We start from the raw sequence: 25694 nt of genomic DNA on the forward strand, positions 1-25694 counted from the left end.
ACCCTTAAAGCGAAACAACATTCAAAATCAACCAGCGCATTATCACTCATTTTATGCCAACTGCCACAGCTTCCAGTAAACTTCTTGAGCCAATTCTGCAACTGGCAAGGCACTATACTGCCCTGCCCGAATCCGGTATGCCAGACACCGACATACCCACACAGACACAAACCGGCATACCCACGCAGACACAAAATGCCTCCCCCTCCCCTGGCTCACTCCGGCAACAGCTTATGGATGACGTTGGTTTAAACCAGGACGATTTTACCCGACCGGATACCCGCTTTCCTGCCAATAAATTTTCCCGGGTTCTTTCCCGGTTGGCCAAAGCCAGTAGCAACCCTTATATCAGCCTGAGACTGGCCGAAGCGACCCAGCCCAGAATGCTGGGCTCAACGGGCTTTCTTATTTCAACGGCAGATACACTGGGGGACGCTCTGGAAGTGCTGGAAGAGTATCTGCCCATTTTATTTGAGAGCGCCACATTAAAGCTTACGCAGGACAAGCAGTTTACCCGTTTGACACTCGTCATCGAAGACGAAACCCGCAACGTAGCTGAGTTTTTTCTTGCCTGCCTGCTGAACTGGCCTCGCTGGCTAACGGGCCAGCAGATTCCGGTACAACAGGTCGATCTGGCTTACCCTGAGCCTCCAAGCGGCCATCGCTACCACCAGCTATTCGCCGCTGAGGTGAACTTTGGGGCCAGGAATAACAGCATACTTCTGGCCAATCAGTACCTTTCTCTCCCCTGCACCGACGCCAACCGCGAGATGCACCAGCTGCACAGAGAGTTTGCGGATGCCTTATTAGGTGCCAGCCATAAAAAACTGGCACTGACCGCACAGATTCGTCATCTGATCCGGGAGCAGATACTGTCACAGGGGGATGTTATCCGACGGGAAGAGGTTGCCCGGCAACTGGGACTGAGCTTGCGTACGCTACAGCGCAAGCTGGGGGAGTTAAACACGAACTTCCAGACCCTTTACGACCAGACGCGAAAAGAGCTTTGTCTGCAGATGATCCGAAAGGGTGAACTCAGCTTTGGGGAGATCGCTTTCCAGCTGGGCTTCTCTAATCAGTCTGCATTTCAGAAGGCCTTCAAACGTTGGACAGGAATGCCACCCAGCCGCTACCGCCAGCAGCTTAATGATCAACGGCACAGCACAGCGACTTTACCCGAAGAGCGGTCCGTTGAGCCTACCGCCGCGTTGGTGCCTTCTCTGCCTTTTTCACCGGCTTCCCTTGAAGCATCCTTATTGCCGGGTGAGGATACGGCCCAGCTGCACGCAAACGTTACGGCCAGTAATATAAGCAATCTGTTGCCGGAAAAACTGCAAAAACTGAATCCTTTTGGCCTCAAGCACCTGAGGCGTGCAGCGATCTTCGGTGAGACGTTTAGCCTGAACCATCTGGCGGCCATTAGCTCCGACCCGGAAGCCCGGTTAATCATCCACTTATGGCCTGCGCAGCAGGAAGGTCTTATCGAGCCGGTCTCAGAGCAGGAAGAAGCACTGGAGTTCCGTTTCAGCCAACCGGCTATACGTGAGCAGCTGTTGCAAAATATTTCGGTGGCAGAGCAACAGGAGCTACACCGGAAATTTGGCCTGTCGTTAGCTAAAGCGCTGGTTAAAAGCCTGCCTATCCCGGAAACAAACCGCCAGGAAGATATCAATGAGGATATTGGGCTCACCCCAGACGCTCAGCAACAGCTGACAGAAACGCTTTATCATCTGAACAGAATCCGGCACCCCCGGGAAACCGAAGCACCAGAACTCGACCCGCTGTTTATTGCCCGGCTAAACCAGCTTGCGGCCAGAAACATTCTGCAGCAGGCGGATACGCACCAAGCCCTCGACTATATCACTCAGGCCGGGCAGCATCTGAGTCAGTGCCTGCCAAAACCGGATGGTGCAGCACTGTCTCCGACACAGAAGCTGACCTCCCCCCGGGCAAACCCGCTACTAGCGGAGCTATTAGCACAACAGGCGCGACTCTGCTTAAAAATAAACCACCTGAAAACAGCGCTTTCAGCCGCAGATCAGGCCATACTCCTGCACGATACTAAAGCAGGAGTCCCAGGAGGACAGAGCTATGACCTCTTTCTGCTTAAGGCGCAAATTCTGCAACGACTGGGACAGCCCCAGGAGGCTCTGGGTCTTCTGCTTGCGCATCTGCAACCGGAGATTCCACAGGGAGACCAGGACCGATTGCTTTATTTGCTGCAAACACTGGAAAGGATTCAGGCTTTGCGAAAAGCGCCGCCGAAGAAAAAAGCGCCAGCAGAGAAAACGGAGCACTCTGTTGCAGATACCATCAGCAAGCTCTCGCTTCTGGAGCCGGTCAGTCAATTGGCCCGCCAGCAGTCTGAACCACTATTGGCCGCCTGTGCGCTCAGTTCGATGACAGAGCACTGCCTGAGGTTTCCGCAGTTCGTCAGCATCACACAGGAGTCCTCCGATAACCGTCGCAACCCTGATATTGATACACTCCGGGCCCTGGCCCGCTATGCATTTGTTGGCTATGCATGGGTCGCCAGCTGGTTCTGTGGTGACTACAAACTCTGTTCTGAGATTCTGCATCAGGGTTTAAGCCTAGAAGCTGCGCACAAGCCGCTGACCCCACACTCACCGACCAGTATCACCGCCCATCAGACCCGCTATAGGGCTACATCAGAGGCCACCGAACTCTGGTATTGCAGCCAGATTCAGCACTGGCTGGAGCCGGTCAGTCAGGTTATGCATACGCTGCGTAAACTGGGGGATAGTGTCCGCCGGAAAAGCGACCCGCTGCTTAGTTATGAGCAACGCCTTACCTGGTACCAGTTAAATACTCTTAATGGCGAATCCTCGCTTAACCGAATTCGCCAGCGCTGCCAGCAGGACATACAGTCACTGCCATCATCGAACCCGATCTTTAGCCAAACACTGCGCACAGCGGGCACCCTGCTGGCGGACTATCTTCAGGACAAAGCCCTGCTTCCGGCAGTGCCTGAGTACCATCATCCGCTACAGGCCGCAAATCTCATTCGCGCGGCGCTACTGCTGAATAAGCAACAGATCTGGCCTCAATTGTATCACTGGCAGGCACAACTTGAGAAAGATCTTCCGGGGCACCTGATGATAAGTGAAACCCTGTTTTGCCTCGGCCTGATGCGCCTGATGCAATCCCAACAGGAGCAGCAACTCAGCCCAAGACGACTTAGAATCATCGAGCAGACCGAACCCCGTTTTGAGCTATGGAGCAGCCATTGTCCGGAAAACTTTTCCGGGCAGTATTTACTGCTTCAGGCAGAAAAAAACCGACTGACCCGGAAAAGCTCCGGTGCCTGTGCGCCTTTGTATGAGCAGGCCATTCAAGCTTTTAGCGACAGTAAAATGCAATGCCACCGGGCCATTGCCTTTGAACGCTATGCTGATCTGTTATCAGAGACAGGCCAGAGAGTGCTGGCAGAATTTTGCCTGAATAAAGCGCGTCAGCTTTTCCAGCGCTGGGGAGCAAGCTCCAAGGTTAAGCAGATTGAGCAGCAGAAAGTTAAAATAAATTCAGACGGATCGTTATCCCTCGGTTGATACGTAAAACTACAGCTAAAATAGTCATTTACTGGCACAATATGCCACCTTTTCACACAGATATGATACCGGCCTATGATTCCCTGGAAAATACTGATTGTTGATGATGAAGAAGGCATTCACGGCATCACCCGGATGATTTTTCGTGATTACGAGTTTGAACAGCGACCGATAGAGCTGATCAGTGCCATGAGTAGTCTCGAAGCCAAAACTCAGCTGGCACAACACCCTGATATCGCTCTGATTTTGCTCGATGTTGTGATGGAAACAGAAAGCGCCGGACTGCAACTGGTAAAACACATTCGCGAAACACTGAACAAACCTGATGTCCGTATTATTCTGCGCACCGGCCATCCGGGTTATGCACCGGAAGCACAGGTCATCATTGATTACGATATCAACGATTACCTCAGTAAAGCGGAGCTGTCGGCATCCCGATTGCTCACATCGGTTATTGTCGCGTTGCGCTCCTACCGGGATATAAAATTTGCCAGAGAGCAGATCCCCTCCACAAATGACGGCATTAGAGTGCATGACGTGGCCTCCCCTCAACCCGAAGCAAACCCATCCTCAGAAGCCTTACCAGAAATCGCAGGTACACTGCTGCAACATGTTGCACCGGCGCTGAAGCAAAGTAAGCGTCTGAGCAAGCTGGAGCTGAATCCTGTTGCCAATGAGCTTGCCCGGGATCTGTATGCCCACCAGCAAAGGCTCCACTATGCCCTTTCGCTCTGCCTGAATGATGAACGACCAGGCACAGAACTTCAGGCCGCCTCCATTGCAGAGACGATAAACGCCACACTGCTGAACTATCTGCCTCAAAGCCGTCAGGATGGCTGGGTTCTGGACTATCATCTGGCCCCTGAATTACCCGAGGTGGTGACATGGGATACGGCACGATTTCAGCTTATGCTCACTGCGGCCATTGAGCTGGCGTTGCTTCAGGCACAGGGCCATGACCTGAAAATCCGGATTCAGAAGGGTGAGAAAGCTCAGGAGTTACTCTTAAAGGTGGAACAGAGCGAAGGACAACCCGTGTTTAATCATTCTCACTGGGCTGAACAGCTGCGCCGGAGCCTGCAGCAAATTTGTCAGCAACTGCAGGGAAGGTTTACTGAAATAGATGAAGATGGCCAGCTCTGCTGCCGCATCGCTGTTCAGGGGATGTAAATTTTAGCGCCAGAGGCCTTATAGCAAAAAAACCTGTAACCAGTAAAACGGCGTAACACACATCAGCCCGATGTAAGCGCGCCACTTGGCATCTTTCATCGGGCTGACGTATGTTAAATCTGTACTTAATGCCGGGTTAGGGCATACCAGGTTTAGTTGCGTATCAGCATCACAGAACAGTGAGAACGCTCTGCCACACGGGCGGAAACTGAACCCAGCAAAAACTCATCCAGACGGGATCTGTGGTGAGCCGCCAGTAGCACCAGATCAATATCATGATGCTTGATATGGGAAAGAATATGTTCAGCCGGTGAGCCTTCATAGACTTTCATCACCGGATGTAAATTCTCCGGCAGTTTGTCATGGGCAAACTGCTGCAGCTGTTCAGCAATACGATGAACCGCTTTGTCATGCTCATCTTCGCTAAAATATCCGGCAACAATCGGGTTACTATACCCGGGAACAACGGTAATCAGGTGCAATTCAGCCTGGTTATCCCGTATTTCCCGTAAAGCCAGATCAACAGCTTTTTGGCAAAAATCCGGTTCTCCCAGATCCACTGGCACCAATACTTTCTTAAACATTCGCTTCTTCTCCTGACAACCTTTTATAGCGCCCTGAGCTAGAAGACAAAGGGCGCTTGAATATGGAGCCGTAACCAGCCACTCTGACGGTAACTTAATAATTAAGACTAACTAATATTAAAAGTTAAGCCACAGTGACTGCAATCCCTGTTATCGATATTAAGAGCAGATATTAAGCAGCCTGCTGTTGCAGTGCCGGATGCCGCCGACGCTGCAGCCAGATAATCAGGAACAAAAGCCCCAACGTTGGAATATAGATCAACTCACGGGGTGGCTGTGCCACAGGAAGCTGAACCCCTGTAACCTGTTGATCAAAAGCCAAACCTGCTTTCTCAGCAACACTGTCAAACCCAACGTAGTCGACAATCAGGCGATCACCATCCTGCAGCAACTCAAGTCCGGTATCCGCCAAGCGATCAAAACCTGTGTCACCATGACCCAGAGGCATTATCGTCACAAAGGAGCGGGGATTACCAACCGCATCAAAGCCATCGATCCAGAAGCGTAACTCCGTACCCGGGTCAACCTCAGCCATCGTGGCAACGACGGCGTCAGGCTGCACCATCGCATACGGTTCCACGATCCGATCCATCCAGAATCCAGGACGGAACAGGGAAAATGCAATGACCAGAAGGAGTGCCGACTCATACCAGCGGCTTCGGCTAAAGAAATAACCCTGTGTCGCAGCGGTGAACACCAGCATCGCAATCGTCGAAACGATAAAGATCTGAACCCCTTCAACCCAGGTCACATCAATCAGCAGCAGATCCGTATTAAAAATAAACAGGAAAGGAAGCGCTGCAGTACGCAAGCTATAGGCGAAAGCAACAAAGCCGGTACGAATCGGATCGCCACCGGATACAGCCGCTGCTGCGAAGGAAGCCAAACCAACAGGCGGTGTTACATCGGCCATAATACCGAAGTAGAACACAAACAGATGCACCGCAATCAGAGGTACAATCAGCCCCGCTTCCTGCCCCAGAGTAATCACCACAGGCGCAAGCAGAGAGGAAACGACAATATAGTTTGCGGTCGTTGGCAGACCCATACCCAAAATCAGGCTCAATACAGCAATCAGCAGCAGCATCAGTAAAAGATTACCCATAGAGAGCACTTCCACCAGATCTGCCAATACCGAACCGACACCTGTCTGGGATACGGCACCAACAATAATACCTGCAGTGGCGGTCGCAATACCGATACCAATCATATTGCGGGCACCGGTAATAAGACCGTCAATCAGTTCATCAAACCCCTGACGAATCTTAACATTAAGACCTGTCTCACCTCGGAAGAAGGCGATCAACGGACGCTGAGTCAATAAAATGGCAATCATCAGAACCGTTGCCCAGAACGCTGACAAGCCGGGGGACAGACGCTCAACCATCAGGCACCAGACCAGAACCACCACCGGTAATAAAAAGTGCAGACCGGATTTAACCGTCGGTGCAACTTCCGGTAACTGAACCATAGGTTCGTTAGGGTCATCCAGTTTAAGATCCGGTACTTTCGCAGCAATACGAACCAAAGTGACGTAGACACCAATCAACAGAACGGCAATAACCGGAGAAGCAAAATCCCCCAGAGCAGGTTTCATCCAGCCGATACCGTAATACACAATGGCCGCTGTACCACATGTCAACAGGAAGCCTGTCAACATCCCGATCAGGCGCAGGTGCCAGGCTTTAATTTCTGCCCGGCGGGGTAATCCCTGCATATTCTGTTTCAGTGCTTCGAGATGCACGATATAGATCAGCGCGATATAGGAGATCAGGGCTGGCAGGAAAGCATGGGTGATCACCTGAACATAGGAGATACCCACATACTCAACCATCAGAAAAGCCGCAGCCCCCATGACGGGAGGCATAATCTGACCATTAACAGAGGAAGCTACCTCAACAGCACCGGCTTTTTCAGAGGTAAAACCTACCCGCTTCATCATCGGGATGGTTTGGAATGGGTGTTTCCGCCGCAAAGGTACCTGTTGTTACCACATTGGCAATGGACGAACCTGAGATCAGGCCGGTCAGGCCGGAAGAAACCACTGCCGCCTTTGCGGGGCCCCCTCGCATATGACCCAGCAGAGAGAAGGCAACCTGAATAAAATAGTTACCGGCTCCCGCCTTATCCAGCAAAGCGCCAAAAAGCACAAACAGGAAAACAAAGCTGGAAGAAACCCCCAGAGCAATACCAAATACACCTTCTGTCGTCAGCCATTGGTGATTAATCAGAGGTTCAAGATCAATCCCTTTATGGGCGATGATATCCGGCATATAAGCCCCGGCCAGCGAGTATGCCAGAAAGACCATAGCCACGATCATCAGTGGCGGCCCCAAAGTACGACGTGTCGCTTCCAGCAGCAGAACCAAACCCGCTACTGCCACGGCAACATCCTGTGTATTTGGTAACCCGGGCCGACTGAGCAGCTGGTCGTAAAACACAAAAATATAGGAGGCTGCGAATGCAGCTAAGAGCGACAACACCATATCCCCAACCGGAATCCTATGACGGGAGGATCGGGCGAATGCCGGATAGGCCGTAAAAGCCAGGAAAGTAGCAAATGCCAGGTGAATGGCGCGGACTTCCGTGTCATTAAAAATGCCGAAACTGCCGATAACCGGCCAGTCATAAAACGGCAATGGCGAAGCTATCCATAGCTGAAACAGAGACCAAAGCAGCGCGACACCTAATAGAACGCTTCCTTGCCAGCCATGGGGAATACGCGCCCCGGTATCATTGGCTGACACCATCTCCTGCAGCTCCTGCTCACTTGCGGCTTGGCTGTCAGGCAGAGGAAGATCATTCGGTCTGTTGTCATGATTTGACATATCAGCTCCTTAAAAAAGATCAGGCTCAGGACAGAAAAAGCCCTCTCCCGTCAGACATGGCACGCAGTAGTCTGACGGCAGAGGGTTTAAAAAAGGTGAACCTTTAAAAACAGTGCTCAACGGCCTGCCACTCAGGCAGGCCGTTGAGTTGCGCAAGTGAACGGATTACATCCAGCCACGCTCTTTGTAGTAACGGATCGCACCTTCATGAAGAGGCGCAGACAGACCGTCGGAGATCATAGTCTTAGGATCAAGGTTTGCAAATGCAGGGTGCAGACGCTTGAAGCGCTCAAAGTTGTCAAAAACAGCTTTTACAACCTGATAAACAGAGTCTGCATCAACGTCAGCAGACGCTACCATTGTTGCCGTATTACCAAAGGTTTTTACATCGTTATCCGTACCTTTGTACATACCACCCTTGATGCTGGCCTCAGCATAGAAAGAGTTGTTGTTGATCAGCTTATCGATCACAGGACCGGTTACCGGGATCACTTTAGCATCACAGGATGTGGTCGCTTCTTTGATAGCGCCGGATGGGTGACCCACGTTGTACAACATCACATCAATTTTGTTGTCGCACAGCGCCTGAGCCTGCTCAGATGCTTTTAACTCAGCAGCCAGTTTGAAGGTATCTTTTGTCCAGCCTTTCTCGTCCATGATCAGTTCCATCGTACCTCGGGTACCGGAACCTGGGTTCTGCAGGTTAACGCGCTTGCCTACCAGATCATCAAAATGTTTAACACCGGAATCAGCACGAGCTACAACGGTGAATGGCTCGCCGTGAATAGAGAAGAGTGCACGCAGTTTTTTGTATGAACCCTGCTTAATGAAAGATTCATGTTTCTCACCTTTCATAGCGTAGTATTGCCAGTCAGACTGAGCAACACCCATATCCTGCTGACCCTGACGAATCGCATTGATGTTAACCACGGAGCCACCAGTAGATGGAGCCGTACATTTAACACCATGATCACTGGTGCCACGGTTTACCAAACGGCAGATCGACTGACCTACAACGTAATAAACACCTGTTTGACCACCGGTACCAATATTAACGAATGTCTGTGCACTCGCCGTTACCGGAGTCAGAGATGCTGCCATACCTACTGCTGAGAACAGCGCAGTAGCAGCCAGTTTAGTTTTGAGAGACTTCAATTTCAGTGACATAGCAACCCTTCTTATCATTATCAACCAGCCGTAGCCGGGAATCGGTTTCATTCGCTATCGAACAATGTAGCCAAGTTACCCTCACGAAGCTTGGTTACATCATTCCTCTTGTTCAGACCCGACATACAAAGTCGGCTATAACAGGAGGCCATCCAAAGGTACTTTAAAGTCAGGCACGCCATGACCGTATTTCACGCCAACTAAACCTCCTTGTGTGCCAAGCGATGCATAAATATTCCACTTTAAGAAAAAAAAACCGACAATAGGGCAAGCAATCCATCAAGCAAACAAGTATCCGGTGGCAATATACAGCGCAAACCTATGGCTCAATCCAGCGTCAGCCCATGGCCAAAACAGCGCCGGTCACAGCACTATGCTTTTACAACGCAAAACGTCTCCTTATTCCGCCCTGAAAGGTTATCCGGATGCAGCGAATAAAAACCTTTTATCATCACAACCCTCTGGGTGTGCGCCTGCTGGCAGCCATTCTGATTTACAGCTCTTTAATCACTCTTTTTGCCACAGGTTTTCAGCTCTGGAGTGACTACCGCTACGAACGCTCCGATATTGATAAGCGCCTGTATCAGATAGAAACCAGCTCCATCCGTAGCCTCTCTAACAGCCTGTGGGAGATTAATCCTGCTCAGGTTCAAATTCAGCTGGACGGTCTGCTACAGCTACCGGATGTCCGTTACCTGGAGATTACGACGCCCTATGGCGAAGCTTTTTTCGCCGGAAGTAAGCCGGAAAGCGGTCAGCTACTACAGCATAATTACACGCTGACCCATCAGGATCACAATGATAAAAGCCATACCGTTGGAAAGCTGACCCTGATTGTCAGCCTTGAAGATATCTATCAGCGCCTTGCCGATAAGGTGCTGCTTATTTTAGCGACACAAGGCGTTAAAACCTTCCTGGTTTCTGTATTTATTCTGACCCTGTTCCACCACCTGATCACCCGACACCTCAGCACCATGGCGCTATTTGCACGGCGTTTAAAGCTCGATCACCTGGATCAGACTCTGGAACTGAAGCGCGGGCCACACAACGATGAACTGAACGATGTTGTCTCCGCTTTCAACAGTATGCGTCGCACCATGCTGGATGATATAAAAAAGCGCCAACAGGCTGAGCGCGCACTGGAAAGTGCCAACGAAGCACTGGCCGATCTGAACAAACAACTGGAACAGCGGGTTGCAAAACGCACTGAACAACTTGAAGACCGAAACCGGGAACTGCAGCAAACCCTGAACCAGCTACAAAACACACAAAAGCAGCTGGTAGAGTCAGAAAAGATGGCCGCACTGGGTGAACTGGTTGCCGGTGTCGCCCATGAAATCAACACCCCCATCGGCATCGGCTTCACAGCAGCAACGTTTCTGGCGGATGAAGCGAAACGAATTGAAGCACGATCTGACGCTGAAAAGAGTGATCCTGACTCAAAAAAACTTCTTGCGTTAACACTGGAAAGCAGCGATCTGATCTGCAGAAATCTGGAGCGGGCTGCCCAGCTTATCCGTGCCTTTAAGCAAGTATCAGTGGATCAGTCCAGTGAGCAAAGACGCCGCTTTGACCTGATCAGCTATCTGCATGAGATACTAGTGTCCCTTCAGCCAAGGCTTAAAAATTGCCGACCGAAAATCCAGATTACAGGGCCGAATCAACTGATCATCGACAGCTACCCCGGCAGCTATTATCAGATTTTTAATAACCTGATAATAAACTCCGTGATCCACGGCTTTGAGCAGCAACCCGGAGGGGAAATAAATATTAGTATTATCCTGCTCACAGAAACGAAGCAAAGGGTTGAAGCGGTGCAGCAAGCTGATTTCATACAGATCGACTATACCGACAATGGCGTCGGTGTGCAGGAAGGTTGGCACCAGAAGTTATTTGAACCTTTTGTCACCAGCAAACGTCACCAGGACTGTAGCGGTCTAGGCATGCACATCAGCTACAATATTGTTCATCAATTGCTGCGGGGACAGATTAAGAGCCTGCCGGTTCAACGTGATAACCCCGGTGCCCACTTCAGGCTCACCCTGCCGGTTAAGCTGCAACCGGATAAGAGCTGAACCTTCAGTTCAGCCAACCTTTCTCGCGGAAATAGCGCTCAGCGCCGGGGTGCATCGGCGCAGCCAGGGGAATCTGCACCATAGCTTCAGCATTTAATGGTTTAAAAGCAGGGTGTAGCTGCCTGAAGTGATCAAACTGCTCAAACAGGGACTGTACAATAGCGTAGGCAGCGGTATCGGAGAGGTCGCTCCGGGTAAACAGAGTCGCATTGACCCCCGCCGTCCGTACATCTGGCTGAGAAGGCGAGTAGAGGGAGCCAGGCAGGGTCAGTGCCTGATAATGAGGACTATAAGCAACCAGAGCTTCAATATCTCTTTTTTCAAGACCAATTAAAAGACTGTCACAGTCACGTATCGCCTCTTTAATGGCTCCGTTAGGATGCCCCACGACATATAACGTCGCATCAATCCGGTTATCACACAGTGCTTTAGCCTGCTCCACGGGGGCCAGCTCTTCAAGCACAGAAAAGTCTTCACGTTGCCATCCTCTGGCTTGCAGAAGAATATCCAGAGTAACCCGTTGACTGCTGCCCTTTTTGCCCAGGTTAAAACGCTTACCTTTCAGGTCTGCAAAGCGTTTAATACCGGAGTCTCGGCGAACCAGAATGGAAATATGCTCAGGATAAAGCCCCACCAGAGTTCTCAGATCCGATCCGGCTGAACCAAAATCCCCACTGGTGCGATAACTGTTTTCAAGCTGCCCTGCTTCAGAGACGCCCAGATCGAGGTGACCTGCAATGACCTGCTGAAGATTCTCCACCGATCCCAGGGTGCTGCGTAGCGCACAACGAATACCATGTTGCTGCCGGCTCAGATTCACCAATCGACAGATCGCACCACCGGCAGGGTAATACAGCCCGGTCACGCCACCAGTACCCAGCGTCAGAACCCGGTTATCCGCATAGCCCAGAGAAGCAAAAAGAAAAGCCAGCCCGCCCACCAGTCCACCCAGGAGCCCCCCTCCTTTTCCCGCCAGTGCAGATCTCATCAAATATGCCGCCTTTTTCATCAGGATAATATCAATGTTCCAGGTGAATACGCCGGAATTATAACCGCTTAACCAAAGCTTTCACTGCAGTATATCAGCCTCTTCATACGGGGACAGTGTCTGTTCAATGAAGGGCTTATGCGTGTGGTCGGAAGATATCAGCTTAAATGGCTTCCCGGCTCTAATACGAACAAGAAAAATTCGCATCAACCCTTGCAAATGATAAACACTATCACTAATATTCTTCGTATAGACGTAAGACTGGGGTATAGATCATGTATGTATGCGTTTGCGCCGGAGTGACCGATGTGCAGATTCGTGAAGCCATCGCTGCCGGAGATCATTCATTAAAGGCACTGCGTGATAGCTTAGGCATCGCTCATAACTGCGGTATGTGTGTTAAAGACACACGGCAAATTATGGATGAAACTCTTCGCATAAATGCGGCTGCCTATCTGGCGACAGAGCTGGTTGCGACCCACGCCGCCCCTCAGCAACAAGCCGCCTAGTTGCACATCAGGTAAGCGGTATAGCGGCTCGCCAAACAACAGCATAACGGTGCACTAAAACTAAACCGGCACTCAGTCTCAATAGGGTGTAATACGTCAATACTCCCATAAAAAAACCGGAGCAATCTGAATCTCAGATCGGCTCCGGTTATATATTCTAAAGATCAGAACGACCTCAAAGAGCTGCGTAGGCTACCATCTCCACCAGCATCTCATCACGAGCAAGACCAGCGACCACCAGGGCGGCACGATTCGGGTAAGGCTCTTGCATATACTCAGCATAAACTTTGTTTACTACTGGCAGATAACTTTTATCTGTCACGTAGATCAGCACCTGGGTCAGGTTCTGCATACCAGCGCCAGCTTTTTCCAGGGTATGTTTCAGGTTATCCAGCGTCTGGCGAGCCTGAGCCTCAACCCCACCTTCAACCACCCGCCCCTTATCATCAATAGGGATCTGAGCGGTAAACAGAATGCCATTCCCAATGGTTGCCCACTCCAGAGGAGACGATGAAGCGTAGAGGTCTGTTTGTACAGTGTGGATCATGATTAATTTCCTGTGTAAATATTAAATAAGTCAAGACTTAAATTATCAGTTTCTCTGTGTGGAGCCGGCCAGTATGTGTCAAATCTCAGCTCCGGCCAGATTCCTTTCCACGGAGCTGACTGCCAGAAAACCCAGCTTTCGGAAGGGTTCAGGCGGCATCCACCCTGCTTTACCAAATAAGGCAGAGATGTCGGCAACAGGCCGCCCACAGATCAGATCTGCCAGCGCCTGCCCCAAAAACCATCCCTTCACAATGCCAACACCGTTACAACCAACAGAGGCAAACAACCCCGGCTGCAATTCACCCCAAACCGGCGCTCCATTACTGGTCAGAGATGTTGCGCCACCCCACCAGTGCTCTAGGGTCTGGGCTCCGGATAAACTGGGGTAACGCTTGCTGAGACTAGCCTGCAGCACCTCCGCAACCTCATTTCCTCCCTCCTGCTCGTAGCTATACATACCCCGGACCAAAAGACGGCCATCCTCAGTAGTACGGAAGGTTGATCCCAAGCGATGAGCTGGCAACAGCCCCCACGGTCCAGAACCCATCACCTGCCGGCGTTCCTGATCCGCCAGTGGAGAGGTCACTCCGGCATAGGTATAAATCGTGACACTACGGGACGCCGCCAGTCCAAGCCCCTTAATAAAAGCGTTATTGGCCAGCACCACTTTGGCCGCCGAAACAGAACCCTCCGCCGTCTGCAGCTGCCATCCAGAAGCACAGCGCTCAAGAGCGGTCACAGGGCTGTGTTCAAACAGCGCGATATTATCCGGCAGCTGCTTTACCAGCGCCCGGACCAACTGTCGCGGATTAACCAGTGTATTACCGGACAGCTGCAAGCCCGCCCGGTAGTAACCGCTGCCAGTCACCTGTTCCAGGCGGGCCGCATCCAACCACTGCTCCGGCTGCCCGTTGCGTTGCAGAAAGCGCTGCATCATCCGCAGCGCCTTTTCGCCACGGGTACTGGCCGCTGCTTTGAAAATACAGGCCCGGGGCTCATCGCTGGCAAAACCGGCTTCTGCCGCCAGCAGCTCCAGCTGACACTGCGCCTTACGGTAGTATGCAGCCAACAGGCCGACCGCCTGATCACTGACCGCCTTCAGCGGTGTCTGCAAAACAAATCCAGAGTTCCGGCCGGGAGAGCCCCCCCAACCTGGTCGGCCTCCAACAACAGGATGCTGTCCTGCGGGCGCAGCTGTGCCAGCTGACGGGCAGCACTAATACCGGTATAACCGGCACCCACCACCACCACATCACACTGGTGATGACCGGTTAACCGCGGCCGGGAAGCCGGACTTTCTGCCGGCTCACCCCAGCCGCACAGCCGCTGATAATGCGGAAAAGAAACGTATGTCATGCAAGCATCCTCACACAGGGTACCCGGAACCTTTATTCCTCCGGATCACCATAAAGCCTTTGCTGGATCCGCGCAGTCTGATGCCACAACCCGTCACACAAGGCTCGGTAATGACTGTCGTTCATCTTGCTGCGCCTGAGACTGCAACTGATAGCTGCCACCGACTGACCGGAAGGGTCAAGCACCGGACTGGCAACCCCCGTAAACTCCGGAGGTGCGCGACCCTCCACACCTCCGGTAATACCCAGACGACGGCACATCGCCACCGCCTGTTCAATTTCCGGCCAACTGATACCCTGATTGCGTTGCAGAGCAGTCAGATTGCGGCTCAGAATCTGCTCATACTCACCCGGGGGCAGATGACTGAGAATCGCCAACGAAGCCTGCCCGACCCCGTGGCGTATGCGACTGCCGATACCGGTGGCATAACTGCGGCAAGGATCACTGCCATCCTGAATATCCAGACAGAGCACCTGATAACCATCGGGGACAAACAGAAAAAAACTGTCATCAAAACACTCAACCAGCTCACGCAATGCTTCTCTGGCCGCTCGTTTGATGTAATGCCCCTGAGCTGCGGCATTCCCCCAGACAATCAGCTGATGCCCCAGCAGAAATGGCCCCCGGTTACGTACCTGACGTAACAGCCCCAGAGTTCTCAGCGCCTGAGTCATGCGGTAAACCGCAGCAATAGAAAAACCACTACTGGCTTCTAGTTCAGCTGCCGTCATGCCGTTTTCACCGGCAGAGGCCACCAGTTCAACCAGCAGCATGCTGCGGTCCAGAGTCTGAATACCGCTGCTGGGCAGCTCCCCACCACAACGCACCGGGCGGGCGTAATCAGCAGCAGTCATCACAACTCCTCCCAGAAAGTGCATACACTATAAAAGAAGCCCTGTGACACTGGCTTACCGGACAGTGATAACTTTGGCCAATATCGATCAATATATTCATATTTAAAAATCTATTTCACTAGTAAAATAAAAAAGACAAAACAGGGTTTTTTTAGCGCAATTTTTATGTTTATATGACATCAAGTTTAAATTTTCGAGTTAAATTATGAAAAAACAGCCATCACTTAACGACTGGCAAGGACGGAACGATCAGGATGACCCCGCTCACGCACAACGCTGGCACAACCGGGTTGTGACCGATACCGGCTCTGAAGACGCCATGGGTATTCTGGGTTTCAGCTGTGATATCGGCGTACGCCGCAACCATGGCCGTCCCGGTGCTGCTGAAGGTCCGGCAGCATTGCGTAAACAACTGGCTAACCTGCCCTGGCATGCCGGGGACGGTGCTGCGGATCAGGGCCAGTGCACCCGACTGCTGGATCTGGGTGACGTGGTGGCTGAAGGTGATGATCTGGAAAGCGCTCAGGCAGAGCTGGCGGACAGTATCTGTCAGGGGCTGAAACAGGTGAAACGCCTGCTTGTGATCGGTGGCGGCCATGAAACTGCTTACGGCAGCTTTTGCGGACTGTATAAAGCACTGGGTGCAAAGGCCAAAATCGGCATTATCAATCTGGATGCCCATTTTGACCTGCGTAAACCGGAAAGTGCAGGCCCGTCATCCGGCACCCCCTTTTATCAGATCCGGGAACTGACTGGCTCGGATAACTTCCACTACTGCTGCCTAGGCGTGGCACAGGAGTCCAATACCGACACTCTGTTCAACCGGGCTCAACAGTGGGGCGTGCAGTTTCGCACCGATAAACAGATGACAACAGCTGATCTGCCGGAGATTGCTCTGCAACTGGAAGAGTTTTCCCGTCCAATGGATGCCTTATACCTGACAATAGATATTGATGTCCTGCCTCATTATCAGGCACCGGGGGTCAGCGCCCCTGCAGCCAGAGGCGTTAACCTTGAGGTTATCGAAGCGGTGACCGAGTTGGTAATACTGAATGCCCGGCGCTGCAAATTTGGCTTGCCACTAGCAGACCTGACCGAACTGAACCCATCCTGTGACAGTCAGGGTGTTACTGCACGAACAGCGGCTTTTATTGCCAATGCTTTGCTAAGTGACACCTGAACTATAGCAGGAGGCTACTGCAGGCCATCTGAACCGGCGCTGCAGCTTTATAACTCAGTACAACATAAGACCTGTAACATACTAGACTTCAAACAGAGGATATAAAAATGAAAAAATCGTTGAAGAGACTACTGGTATCAGCCGCTCTCACCACCGGCCTGGCTGCAAGCGCAGCTCAGGCACAGGAACGGGTGTTTTTTGGTATCGCCACCGGAGGTACAGGAGGAACGTATTATCCTCTTGGCGGAATGTTGGCCCAAGTCATTTCCAATAACAGCCAACTGGCAGATAAAAAACTGTCGGCTACCGCTGAAACCGGTAATGCTTCAGTAGCCAATGCAGGTCTGCTGGGGCGCGGCTCTATTGAATCAGCATTTGTTGCAGCAGATGTACTTGATGCCGCCTACAAAGGCAAAAATCAGTTCAAGAACAAACCCATTACCAACTTGCGGGCTTTGGGTGCCCTGTACCCTGAAACTGTTCAGCTGGTAGCTCAGCCAGATATTGGTAAGTTTGAAGACCTGAAAGGTTTATCCGTAAGTTCAGGCTCTCCAGGTTCTGGTCAGTGGCAGCTGTTGGGCGGTCTGCTGTCCTCCTATGGCATGACCCGAGATGATATCAGTGAAGATTATTCATCTTTCTCTCAATCAGCGGACAAAATTAAGGATGGTAACCTGGATGCGTCTCTGATTACTGCCGGTTCTCCGACTGCGTCCCTTGTGGAACTGTCCAACGGGCACGATATCAGCATTGTGCCTCTGAACGGCCCTGCTGTAGACAAACTGCTGAAAAAACAACCGTACTACGCCAAAACCGTACTGCCAGCAGGTACATACAAAGGCATGGATAAAGACGTGGAAACCATCGCCGTACGTGCGATCTGGGCAACCCACGCAGACCTGTCTGACGATGTGGCTTACGCGGTAACCAAAGCGCTGTATGAAAACACGGATACTCTGGCCAAGGTGCACGTCAAAGGTAAAGAGATCAGCCTGGAAACAGCGCTGGAGTCCGTATCTATCCCACTTCACCCGGGTGCAGAGCGTTACTACCGTGAAAAAGGTCTTATCAAATAAGACAGGTATCGTTCTGCTGGCAGCCGCTGTACTGCAGCTGGCTGCCTGTTCAGCCCTGGGTTCTGCAACCGGAACCCCGGCTGAACTGCCGGAGCCATCCCTGCATATCAGAGATGCCCGCAACGGACAGCATTTTGCCTGCGTCCCGGTGACCGAAAGAAGGTTTGAACTGAGTTTTATCCATTCGGTTTCCCTGACACCGGTACGGGATCTTTATCAGATCGAAAACTCCACTGCAGACGCCGGATCTGAAAACAGAGCTCGGGCATTGGTTATCCTGCAGACCGCCGAGCACTTTATCGCTCATGGTCAGGGGCTGCCTTCCATGGCAGGCGAACCGGATGCCACTGCATTTGAACATAAAAACGGCGAATTTATTCTGCAGCTGCAGCGTCCGATTCCTGATCTGATCGTGCGCACGGATCACAGATTCAAAAACCGGCTTCATACCGGATACACAACGGTTAATCTGAACCAGTGGCCCAATACCGGCCTGCGTATTGAACCGGTTCACCACTGTGAATAAGAACTGAGAAAAACACCATGAATACAGAGCGACTAACCGGTGCTAAGCCACCGACCGGCCAGGTGAATGAGATGCACCAGGCGGACCTGGACAATCTGATCAAGGAATACGATAACGAAAGCAACTTCCGTGATCTGCGCGGCGGTCTGAAACACTTTGTCACCCTGGTGTGTGTGACACTGAGTCTGTTTCATATCTATACCGCAGGTTTTGGCCTGCTGAACGAAGTGACACACCGTACCGTGCACATGACCTTTATTATGGGCCTGCTGTTTCTGGTATTCCCGCGCAAGGCTGCCAAAAAACAGTCCACAGGTATTGTGCTGGGACTGATGTATGGTGCCTTTTATCTGCTGATTGCCCATCAGCTGGTCAGTGCCTTGAGCCAGGACCTGCCTCCGATGATGGCAGCCGGAGTTTATTTTTTTGCCGGCATGATGGCTCTGTCTGCTCTGCCTCTGTCCGCCCTGGGTGGCCGGGGTAACAAGCCAGGCTGGCTGGACTGGCCACTGGCGATTCTGGGTACTGGGTTTTCACTCTATCTGGTCTATTTCTTTGATGAGATTTTTATCATCAATGTTGGCTTCCCCCAGACACTGGACTACCTGATGGGTGGTGTTGCCATTCTGCTGGTGATTGAAGGTGCACGCCGAACCATGGGCGAATCCTTGTCGATCATAGGTGTACTGGCGCTGCTGTATGCGATGTTCGGCCCTTATCTGCCAGGTGTTCTCGCACATCGGGGTTATGACATTATCCGCTTGGTAGAGCATCTCTATTTAGGCACGGAAGGTATCTACGGCATAGCCATCGGCGTAGTAGCCACTTACGTTTTTCATTTTGTACTCTTTGGTGTGCTGGCGCAGGCCTCCGGTCTGGGGCAACTATTTATTGAGTTAGCAACCCTGTTAGCAGGCCGTTATTCCGGTGGTCCGGCGAAAGTATCCGTGGTTTCTTCCGGTTTCTTTGGCATGATTTCAGGCTCTCCGGTAGCCAACACAGTAACCACAGGTGCTTTCACCATCCCTATGATGCAACGTTACGGTTTCAGCGGTCGTTTTGCCGCCGCCACAGAAGCTGCAGCGTCCTGTGGCGGACAAATCACCCCTCCTATCATGGGAGCATCGGCCTTTGTTATGGCTGAAATGCTGGGCATCCCCTATAATGAGCTGATTCTGGTGGCAGTCATTCCCGCAGCCTTCCACTATCTAGCCACACTGTGTATGGTACACTTTGAGGCCCGTCGCCTAGGGTTAGAAGGCGTTCCTGCTGAAGATATCCCCCGTTTCCGTGATGTCATGGCACGTCACTGGCACCAGACCATTCCGCTGATTGTAATGGTGACCTTGCTGCTGATGCAGTTCACACCGTTCCTGGCAGCATTCTGGGGCATTATCCTGACGGTTGTCTGCTCTTATCTGCCATTGTTGCTGAAGCCATTAGGTTTCGACAAACTGGATCACGAAAGTGTGCTGACCCCATCTCGTCTGGTGTTCAGTCTGGAAGAGGGTGCCAAGCAGTCCATCGCCATTACCGCCGCCTGTGCCTGTGTCGGCTTCCTGCTGGGCGTCACTACGTTGACCGGACTCGGATTTAAGTTCTCCGGCGCCATTGTAGGTCTGGCTACCGATTTCGGCACTTGGCTAAGCATGATTGTGCCTTTTGATCTGCTGACGCCAGATTCCACTGTACTATTTGTGGCTCTGCTGCTGGTGGCTGTGGCCTGCATCCTGATGGGCGCCGGCATCCCGACCACACCGACTTACATCATCCTCGCATCAATTGTGGCTCCGGCACTGGATGAGTTTGGTATCGCGCTTTTGGCATCGCATTTCTTTATTTTCTACTACGGTGTTCTAGCTGATGTAACGCCTCCGGTTGCTCTGGCGGCGTATGCCGGTGCCGGTATTTCTGGCTCAGATCCAATGCGTACCGGGACCACCGCCTTCCGGCTATCAATGGGTAAAGCTCTGGTGCCCTTTATGTTTGTTTTTGCGCCGAGCCTGCTGTTTTTGAACTTCAACTGGAGTGAATTCATTCTGGCGATGATCAGCGGTATTCTGTGTATTTTCGCCCTGTCCACGGCATATATCGGTTATTTCCGTACCACGCTGCATAAACCGGAAAAAATAATGCTCAGCATTGCCGGTCTGGCCTTGGTAGGTTCCCAGCTGTGGCTGGTGGCGATTGCGGGCTCTGTGGTGGTGGCCATTCTGCTACGCAATCACCTACAGAGCAAAGAGCGGCCCGGTGCCCATCCGGCGTAAAACCCTCCCTGTCAGCCTTATGCAGATACGCCGCATCTGCGCAGGATGAAGGTACAAAGAAGCACCGCCAGGCGGTGCTTCTTTGTATTGGTCTGCAGCAGGTGTACAGTCTTATTCCCACGTATAACAGGCGACAGCTCAAGCCAGTACCAGTAAAATCAATAGCTTAAACTACTGCTAGAATGGAATATCTGCCGATGTCGACAAGTGAAAATAACTACATAGTTCCTGCGCTGCAGAAAGGCCTTCAGATTCTGGAATTGTTTGACAGCCATCATCGCCTACTCAGCCAGACAGAGATGGCCGAGGCTCTAGGTGTCTCTAACAGCTCTATCTACCGGATAGTCCAGACTCTTATTGCTATGGGTTACCTAAACAAAGCCGGTGGTGGCAACTACTCCCTAGGTTCTCAGGTAGTCTCCCGAGGTTTCAGTTATCTGGCAAGCCGGGAGATTGTTGAGATCGCGGCACCTTTTATTACTCAGCTGCGGGATAGCACATCACTGTCGAGCCATTTAGCTATTCGGGAGGGCAGCGAAACACTCTATCTGTTTCGGGCTTTGGCCCTACAGCGAGTATCTGTCAATGTTATGGTCGGCACCAGATTTCCCTGTCATATCACTGCAATGGGCAGAGCCCTGCTTCAGGGTTTAGCACCAGATCAACTGGAGAGTCTATATCAAGGGCAGCGTATTGACGGCTACCCTGAGCCTGCACCACAGACATTACCGGATCTAATCGCAATGTGTGAAAAAGAACGAGCACAGGGCTGGAGTATGCATTATTCCGATTATTCAACAGCAATTGCCGTACCAATACGAAATTTCACAGGCGAAGTTGTTGCTGCAATCAACGCATCTGGGCCTGATGTTGTAATGCAAAAAGAAGGCGTTACTGAGCGCCTTGTGCACGCCCTGAAAAAAACAGCCGATGGAATTATGAAAGAGCTCGGAGGTATTACAACAAGACGCTAAAAAACCAGACTAACCTGACTTAGCAACATCAGGCCATTCTGGTTTTATACTTTCTGGCCAGCAAGTCTTTCAACACGAGCCTGGCACTATAATTACATTGAATGGATCAGGCCATCTGTTTCTGGATATAGTTCTCAACACCAACCATATCAATCAGTCTCAGCTGCTGCTCAAGCCAATGGGCGTGATCCCTTTCGGTATCATCCAATAATTGAAGCAACATTTTACGTGTAATGTAATCCTGAGCCTGCTCACAAACAGCAATCGCCTCTTTCAGGGCACGGGCCACATCATATTCTACCTGCAGGTCGTTGCGGAACATGCTGGCAACATCATGCCCCACATTCGCTTGCTCCTGACCGTTCATATCCGGTTCAGCTTCCAGAAACAGCATACGCTCCATAATCGCTTCAGCGTGTTCTGTTTCTTCTTCCATCTCATGATGCAGTCGCTCGTGGAGCTTATCCAGCCCCCAGTCTTTAAACTGGTTAGCATGGGCCATATACTGATCACGGGCCATCAGTTCATTATTAAGCAGACGTTGAAGATGCTCGAGAACCGTAGGATTGCCTTGCATAGTACTTCTCCTTAATCTTCCATCTGCGCAGCCAGATAATTCTGGATACCCGCGTTCTCAATCTGCCACTGCTGAGTTTCGATCCAGTCGATCTGCTCTTCCGTCTCTTCCAGGATTTCGGTCAGCAGGTCACGGGATACGTAATCCTGTGCTTTTTCCATCACGTCAATCGCAGTCAGCAGCTGATCACGAACCTCCGTATGCACCTTCACATCACCGGAGAGCATTTCCGGAATATTTTCACCAATATGGAGGCGATTCAATGCCTGCATACCCGGTAAAGCTTCCAGAAATAAAATACGCTCAATCAGGTCATCGGCCAGCTTCATTGATTTAATAGAAGCCTTGTACTCATGGCTGTTGAGCTCTTCCAGTCCCCAGTTTTTCGCCATACGGGCGTGAAGAAATGTCTGGTTAATCACGGTGAGCTGCCCTTTCAAAGCAGAGTTTAGCTCCGAGACAACACCTGCATCAGCTTTCATCGATCTACCCTCGTCTATTGTCGAGTACTTTAACTATTGTGTGCTTTAGCTATTAAGCACTTTATACATCGGCCACAGCCTGTGTGGCCAAATGCCAGTCTTGCACTACTTATAGTCAATACCATGACAAATTACGAGTATATTTCAGCTGATATTTCAAATTTATCCTAATTAAATCAATCACTTTGGATGAACAAGAAGTGTTTCCATTCTTAAACATAAACCCTTATCAGAAGAGTGTTATTCTCTTTTGAGAAAGAACTTTATTTCGCTTAGAGCCACATCAACACTCAACCTCAAACCGGCAGCTGTAAACCGGTTTTGACCTCTCTCAGGGCAAGGCTGGAGCGGATCGCTGTAATTCCCGGCAAAACACGTAACCGGTTACGGACAAAATCGCCATAATCCTCCAGGTCACTCGCCACGATTTGCAGAATATAGTCGCAGTCTCCTGAGACATTATGACAACTCAGGATCTCCGGCATCTGCGCCATTTTCTGCTCAAACTCCAGCGGTGCCTGACCGGAGTGATCACCAAAGGTCACCTGAGCAAAACCCACCACCCCCAGACCCAATTTTTGGCGATTTAATCTGGCCTGATAACCTTCGATATAACCTTCGGCTTCCAGCCGCTTCAATCTGCGCCAGCAGGGGGTTTCACTCAGATTTAACCGTTCAGCCAGCTTGGCATTACTTAACCGGCCATCTTTTTGCAACAGAGCAAGAATACGCCGATCCGTATCATCCAGCCCCGATGTTTTAGAATCACGGGGTCTGGAACTATCAGACCCCACCACACCCTTAGAAAGACTCATTTCAAAATACACCCATAAAAGAAATATTCTTTCACCATAACAGCAAATAAAGGCAGAGATAACAATTCTATTTCCCCTCAGTTAGGGATAATAACGTCTCCAGAACAGAGATACCGGAGCAACCCAGATGTTAAGTCTTACTGAACTCTCAGTTTATGTTTTTACCTTAGGAGCAGCCTATCTTTTGCCGGGCCCGGATATGGCTCTGGTAATGACATCGGTATCAGATAAGGGGATAAAACAGGCATTGATGACATCACTGGGATTATCCGCCGCCAGAGGGTTGCACGTGCTGCTCGCCGCCCTGGGCCTGGCAGCACTGCTGGCGGCTCATCCGGGGCTGCTTCGGGTTGTCCAGTGGATAGGGGCCGCTTATCTGCTCTTTCTCGCCTGGAAGATTCTGTCTGCACGCACCCTCACGCAAAAAAAGGCCCCAGCTGGAAACCCGCAACGCCTGCAGGCGATCCGCCGAGGATTTCTGACCAGCCTGTTAAACCCGAAAGCACTGATGTTCTGCTCTCTTCTGCTGCCGCAGTTTATCAGTCAGCAAAGCCATAGCGCTTCAGTATTGACTCAATACCTCTACCTTGGGGTCGTTCTGGTGGTAACAGGTATTCTCTTTGACCTGCTGATCGCCGCCAGCATCTGCACCGTCAACCGCAGAATGAAGATCACTGAGACCGGACAGAACATTCAGAAATGGCTCTTTTCCAGTGTTTTTATCGCCGGAGCGATTCGGTTAAGTGTGAGTGAGTTATAAAACGGCACCCTGCAATTTTGTTCAATACTCAGATTCCAGTAACCATCAGACTACCTCCATCTAATCAATCCACCACGTTATCGGAGGCTCCATGTCTGACATCTCTTTCTTTCATGCATTAACCGGTACAGGCTCCATCGAGCTATCTGTACTCTCATCCATGACCATTTTTGCTTTGGTGGCCTCGATCACACCGGGGCCGGTAAACCTGGTAGGACTGAGTAGCGGCGCTCGCTATAAGCTACCGGTAGGCCTGATTTTTACCACAGGGGCGACAAGAGTATAAAGACTGCCAAGCACGGCAGACTAATCTCAGGCAAAAACTGAATTTTCAAGAAAATTCAGCCGTAAAAATACACCTTTTATAAAGCTATAACCCTATCATCAACTCCGGTAGACTAATGCACTTTCGATGACTGACCGTCATAAGTAAGCAACACGATCATCAATAGCCATTACAACGAGTTATGTAGGATTATGTGTTTTAAACGCGCTAACCGCTCCAGCACGCCTCACCTGATATTATCGTTACTCTCCGTCTTTACTCTCGCGGGCTGCGCCCTGGATTCTGACAAGCCAATGTTACAGGCGATACAGTCACTGGACGCACGCCTTGAACAACGCATCAATAATCTTGAAGAGCAAAACCAGACACAAAGCACCCAACTGGATCAGCTGCAACAGCAGCTCAAACAGGGCGACCAGGCTATATCTCAACTCAAAGCCAACCAAACAAAACTATTGGCATTGGTTGAAGAGAAGAACAAAGATCTGCCTCGTCAGCCTGAAACCCCTGATACGGATACCGATCAGAGTAGCAACAGTCCGGACAAAGTTGTACTGGGAAGCAAAGAGTGGGTTTGGCTGGATGCCGCACAGGCTAATTTTAAAGCCCGTATAGATTCTGGTGCGACAACATCATCTATACACGCCGCTGATCCTGTGTTTTTTGAACGCAACGGCGAGGAATGGGTACGGTTCAATCTATTGGCGGATGAGTCCAAAGAGAGTCTGCCGGTGGATCAGTCAACAGAGAGCCCACCGGTGGATGAGCCAACAGAGAGCCTGCCGGAAGATAAAGCAAAAGAGAGTAAAGGCAAACAGATTGAAGCACCTGTCGTCCGCTGGGTTCGCATTATCCAGGCTTCAGCCAAAACCCCGGAACGTCGCCCGGTCATTCAGGCCTGGGTACAGGTGGGTGGATTAAGGGAACGAGCCGAGTTTACCCTTGCCGATCGTAGCAAAATGACATTCCAGATTCTTTTAGGTCGCGAATTTTTTAAGGATATTGCTTTAATTGATGTCGGTAAATCTTATATTCACCCGAAGCAAAAACCCTGATCTGAATCGGTCAACTTTCTCTGATACACCCACGCGGATGTTACACA

At 51.1% G+C, this 25694-nt stretch carries 20 protein-coding genes and 2 pseudogenes; 12 read left to right on the plus strand and 10 right to left on the minus strand.

The window, feature by feature from the left end:
* Nucleotides 1–53: 53 nt before the first annotated feature.
* Complete coding sequence (locus tag BTA35_RS00075; RefSeq protein WP_077242407.1) at nucleotides 54–3569, plus strand: AraC family transcriptional regulator ligand-binding domain-containing protein; 3516 nt, start codon at nucleotides 54–56, stop codon at nucleotides 3567–3569.
* 75 nt (nucleotides 3570–3644) lie between these two features.
* Nucleotides 3645–4739 (plus strand): response regulator, encoded by a 1095-nt coding sequence (locus BTA35_RS00080; RefSeq protein WP_077242408.1) that lies wholly within the window; start codon nucleotides 3645–3647, stop codon nucleotides 4737–4739.
* 152 nt (nucleotides 4740–4891) lie between these two features.
* Here the strand turns inward: BTA35_RS00080 and BTA35_RS00085 are convergent, their stop codons facing one another.
* From BTA35_RS00085 to BTA35_RS00095, 3 genes and pseudogenes are all read right to left on the minus strand, one after another.
* The gene (locus BTA35_RS00085) at nucleotides 4892–5323 is read right to left on the minus strand and encodes a universal stress protein (RefSeq protein ID WP_077242409.1); all 432 of its coding nucleotides are present in this window, start codon (nucleotides 5321–5323) and stop codon (nucleotides 4892–4894) included.
* Nucleotides 5324–5495: 172 nt separating this feature from the next.
* Nucleotides 5496–8151 (minus strand): annotated as a pseudogene (locus tag BTA35_RS00090) (TRAP transporter permease).
* Between the two features lie 165 nt (nucleotides 8152–8316).
* Nucleotides 8317–9318 carry a TAXI family TRAP transporter solute-binding subunit gene (locus BTA35_RS00095; protein WP_077242410.1) on the minus strand — a complete coding sequence of 334 codons (1002 nt, stop codon included), beginning with the start codon at nucleotides 9316–9318 and terminating at the stop codon, nucleotides 8317–8319.
* 425 nt (nucleotides 9319–9743) lie between these two features.
* Between BTA35_RS00095 and BTA35_RS00100 the strand changes: the two genes are divergently transcribed.
* The gene (locus BTA35_RS00100) at nucleotides 9744–11393 is read left to right on the plus strand and encodes a sensor histidine kinase (protein ID WP_077242411.1); all 1650 of its coding nucleotides are present in this window, start codon (nucleotides 9744–9746) and stop codon (nucleotides 11391–11393) included.
* A 4-nt stretch (nucleotides 11394–11397) separates the two neighbouring features.
* Here BTA35_RS00100 and BTA35_RS00105 read toward each other — a convergent pair whose 3' ends face one another.
* Nucleotides 11398–12381 carry a TAXI family TRAP transporter solute-binding subunit gene (locus tag BTA35_RS00105; protein ID WP_238377489.1) on the minus strand — a complete coding sequence of 328 codons (984 nt, stop codon included), beginning with the start codon at nucleotides 12379–12381 and terminating at the stop codon, nucleotides 11398–11400.
* A gap of 275 nt (nucleotides 12382–12656) precedes the next feature.
* Between BTA35_RS00105 and BTA35_RS00110 the strand changes: the two genes are divergently transcribed.
* Nucleotides 12657–12890: a (2Fe-2S)-binding protein gene (locus BTA35_RS00110; protein ID WP_077242413.1), complete on the plus strand. Its 234-nt coding sequence runs from the start codon at nucleotides 12657–12659 to the stop codon at nucleotides 12888–12890.
* 175 nt (nucleotides 12891–13065) lie between these two features.
* Here BTA35_RS00110 and BTA35_RS00115 read toward each other — a convergent pair whose 3' ends face one another.
* The 3 genes and pseudogenes from BTA35_RS00115 to BTA35_RS00130 all read right to left on the minus strand — a co-directional run bounded on the left by BTA35_RS00115 (nucleotide 13066) and on the right by BTA35_RS00130 (nucleotide 15649).
* Nucleotides 13066–13437, minus strand: coding sequence for a RidA family protein (locus BTA35_RS00115; protein WP_077242414.1), 372 nt, complete (start codon nucleotides 13435–13437; stop codon nucleotides 13066–13068).
* 78 nt (nucleotides 13438–13515) lie between these two features.
* A pseudogene (locus BTA35_RS00120) lies at nucleotides 13516–14795 on the minus strand (NAD(P)/FAD-dependent oxidoreductase).
* A 32-nt stretch (nucleotides 14796–14827) separates the two neighbouring features.
* Nucleotides 14828–15649 (minus strand): IclR family transcriptional regulator, encoded by an 822-nt coding sequence (locus BTA35_RS00130; RefSeq protein ID WP_160054841.1) that lies wholly within the window; start codon nucleotides 15647–15649, stop codon nucleotides 14828–14830.
* 205 nt (nucleotides 15650–15854) lie between these two features.
* On the opposite strand from BTA35_RS00130, the gene hutG reads away from it, so the two are divergent.
* The 5 genes from hutG to BTA35_RS00155 all read left to right on the plus strand — a co-directional run bounded on the left by hutG (nucleotide 15855) and on the right by BTA35_RS00155 (nucleotide 21672).
* Nucleotides 15855–16829, plus strand: coding sequence for a formimidoylglutamase (gene hutG / locus BTA35_RS00135; protein WP_103989624.1), 975 nt, complete (start codon nucleotides 15855–15857; stop codon nucleotides 16827–16829).
* 107 nt (nucleotides 16830–16936) lie between these two features.
* Nucleotides 16937–17905 carry a TAXI family TRAP transporter solute-binding subunit gene (locus BTA35_RS00140; RefSeq protein ID WP_077242419.1) on the plus strand — a complete coding sequence of 323 codons (969 nt, stop codon included), beginning with the start codon at nucleotides 16937–16939 and terminating at the stop codon, nucleotides 17903–17905.
* Entirely contained in the window at nucleotides 17883–18431 is a 549-nt protein-coding gene (locus tag BTA35_RS00145) for a DUF1850 domain-containing protein (RefSeq protein ID WP_160054846.1), read from the plus strand. Before BTA35_RS00140 ends, BTA35_RS00145 begins: the two co-directional genes overlap by 23 nt.
* 17 nt (nucleotides 18432–18448) lie before the next feature.
* Nucleotides 18449–20698: a TRAP transporter permease gene (locus BTA35_RS00150; RefSeq protein ID WP_077242421.1), complete on the plus strand. Its 2250-nt coding sequence runs from the start codon at nucleotides 18449–18451 to the stop codon at nucleotides 20696–20698.
* 197 nt (nucleotides 20699–20895) lie between these two features.
* A complete protein-coding gene (locus BTA35_RS00155) occupies nucleotides 20896–21672 on the plus strand; it encodes an IclR family transcriptional regulator (RefSeq protein WP_103989625.1) in 777 nt (258 codons plus the stop codon).
* Between the two features lie 106 nt (nucleotides 21673–21778).
* Here BTA35_RS00155 and bfr (BTA35_RS00160) read toward each other — a convergent pair whose 3' ends face one another.
* The 3 genes from bfr (BTA35_RS00160) to BTA35_RS00170 all read right to left on the minus strand — a co-directional run bounded on the left by bfr (BTA35_RS00160) (nucleotide 21779) and on the right by BTA35_RS00170 (nucleotide 23546).
* Nucleotides 21779–22249 carry a bacterioferritin gene (bfr, locus tag BTA35_RS00160; RefSeq protein ID WP_077242423.1) on the minus strand — a complete coding sequence of 157 codons (471 nt, stop codon included), beginning with the start codon at nucleotides 22247–22249 and terminating at the stop codon, nucleotides 21779–21781.
* Nucleotides 22250–22260: 11 nt separating this feature from the next.
* On the minus strand, nucleotides 22261–22731 hold the full coding sequence (bfr, locus tag BTA35_RS00165) for a bacterioferritin (protein WP_077242424.1): 471 nt from the start codon (nucleotides 22729–22731) through the stop codon (nucleotides 22261–22263).
* 296 nt (nucleotides 22732–23027) lie between these two features.
* Nucleotides 23028–23546: an Lrp/AsnC family transcriptional regulator gene (locus tag BTA35_RS00170; RefSeq protein WP_077242425.1), complete on the minus strand. Its 519-nt coding sequence runs from the start codon at nucleotides 23544–23546 to the stop codon at nucleotides 23028–23030.
* A gap of 127 nt (nucleotides 23547–23673) precedes the next feature.
* Between BTA35_RS00170 and BTA35_RS00175 the strand changes: the two genes are divergently transcribed.
* The 3 genes from BTA35_RS00175 to BTA35_RS00185 all read left to right on the plus strand — a co-directional run bounded on the left by BTA35_RS00175 (nucleotide 23674) and on the right by BTA35_RS00185 (nucleotide 25647).
* Nucleotides 23674–24306, plus strand: coding sequence for a LysE family translocator (locus tag BTA35_RS00175; RefSeq protein WP_077242426.1), 633 nt, complete (start codon nucleotides 23674–23676; stop codon nucleotides 24304–24306).
* Nucleotides 24307–24397: 91 nt separating this feature from the next.
* The gene (locus BTA35_RS00180) at nucleotides 24398–24592 is read left to right on the plus strand and encodes a hypothetical protein (protein ID WP_077242427.1); all 195 of its coding nucleotides are present in this window, start codon (nucleotides 24398–24400) and stop codon (nucleotides 24590–24592) included.
* 191 nt (nucleotides 24593–24783) lie between these two features.
* Nucleotides 24784–25647, plus strand: a complete 864-nt coding sequence (locus BTA35_RS00185) for an ATP-dependent zinc protease family protein (RefSeq protein WP_202931140.1) — start codon at nucleotides 24784–24786, stop codon at nucleotides 25645–25647.
* The last annotated feature ends 47 nt before the right edge of the window (nucleotides 25648–25694 follow it).

This window comes from Oceanospirillum linum (assembly GCF_001995095.2).
Taxonomy (GTDB): Bacteria; Pseudomonadota; Gammaproteobacteria; order Pseudomonadales; family Halomonadaceae; genus Oceanospirillum; species Oceanospirillum linum.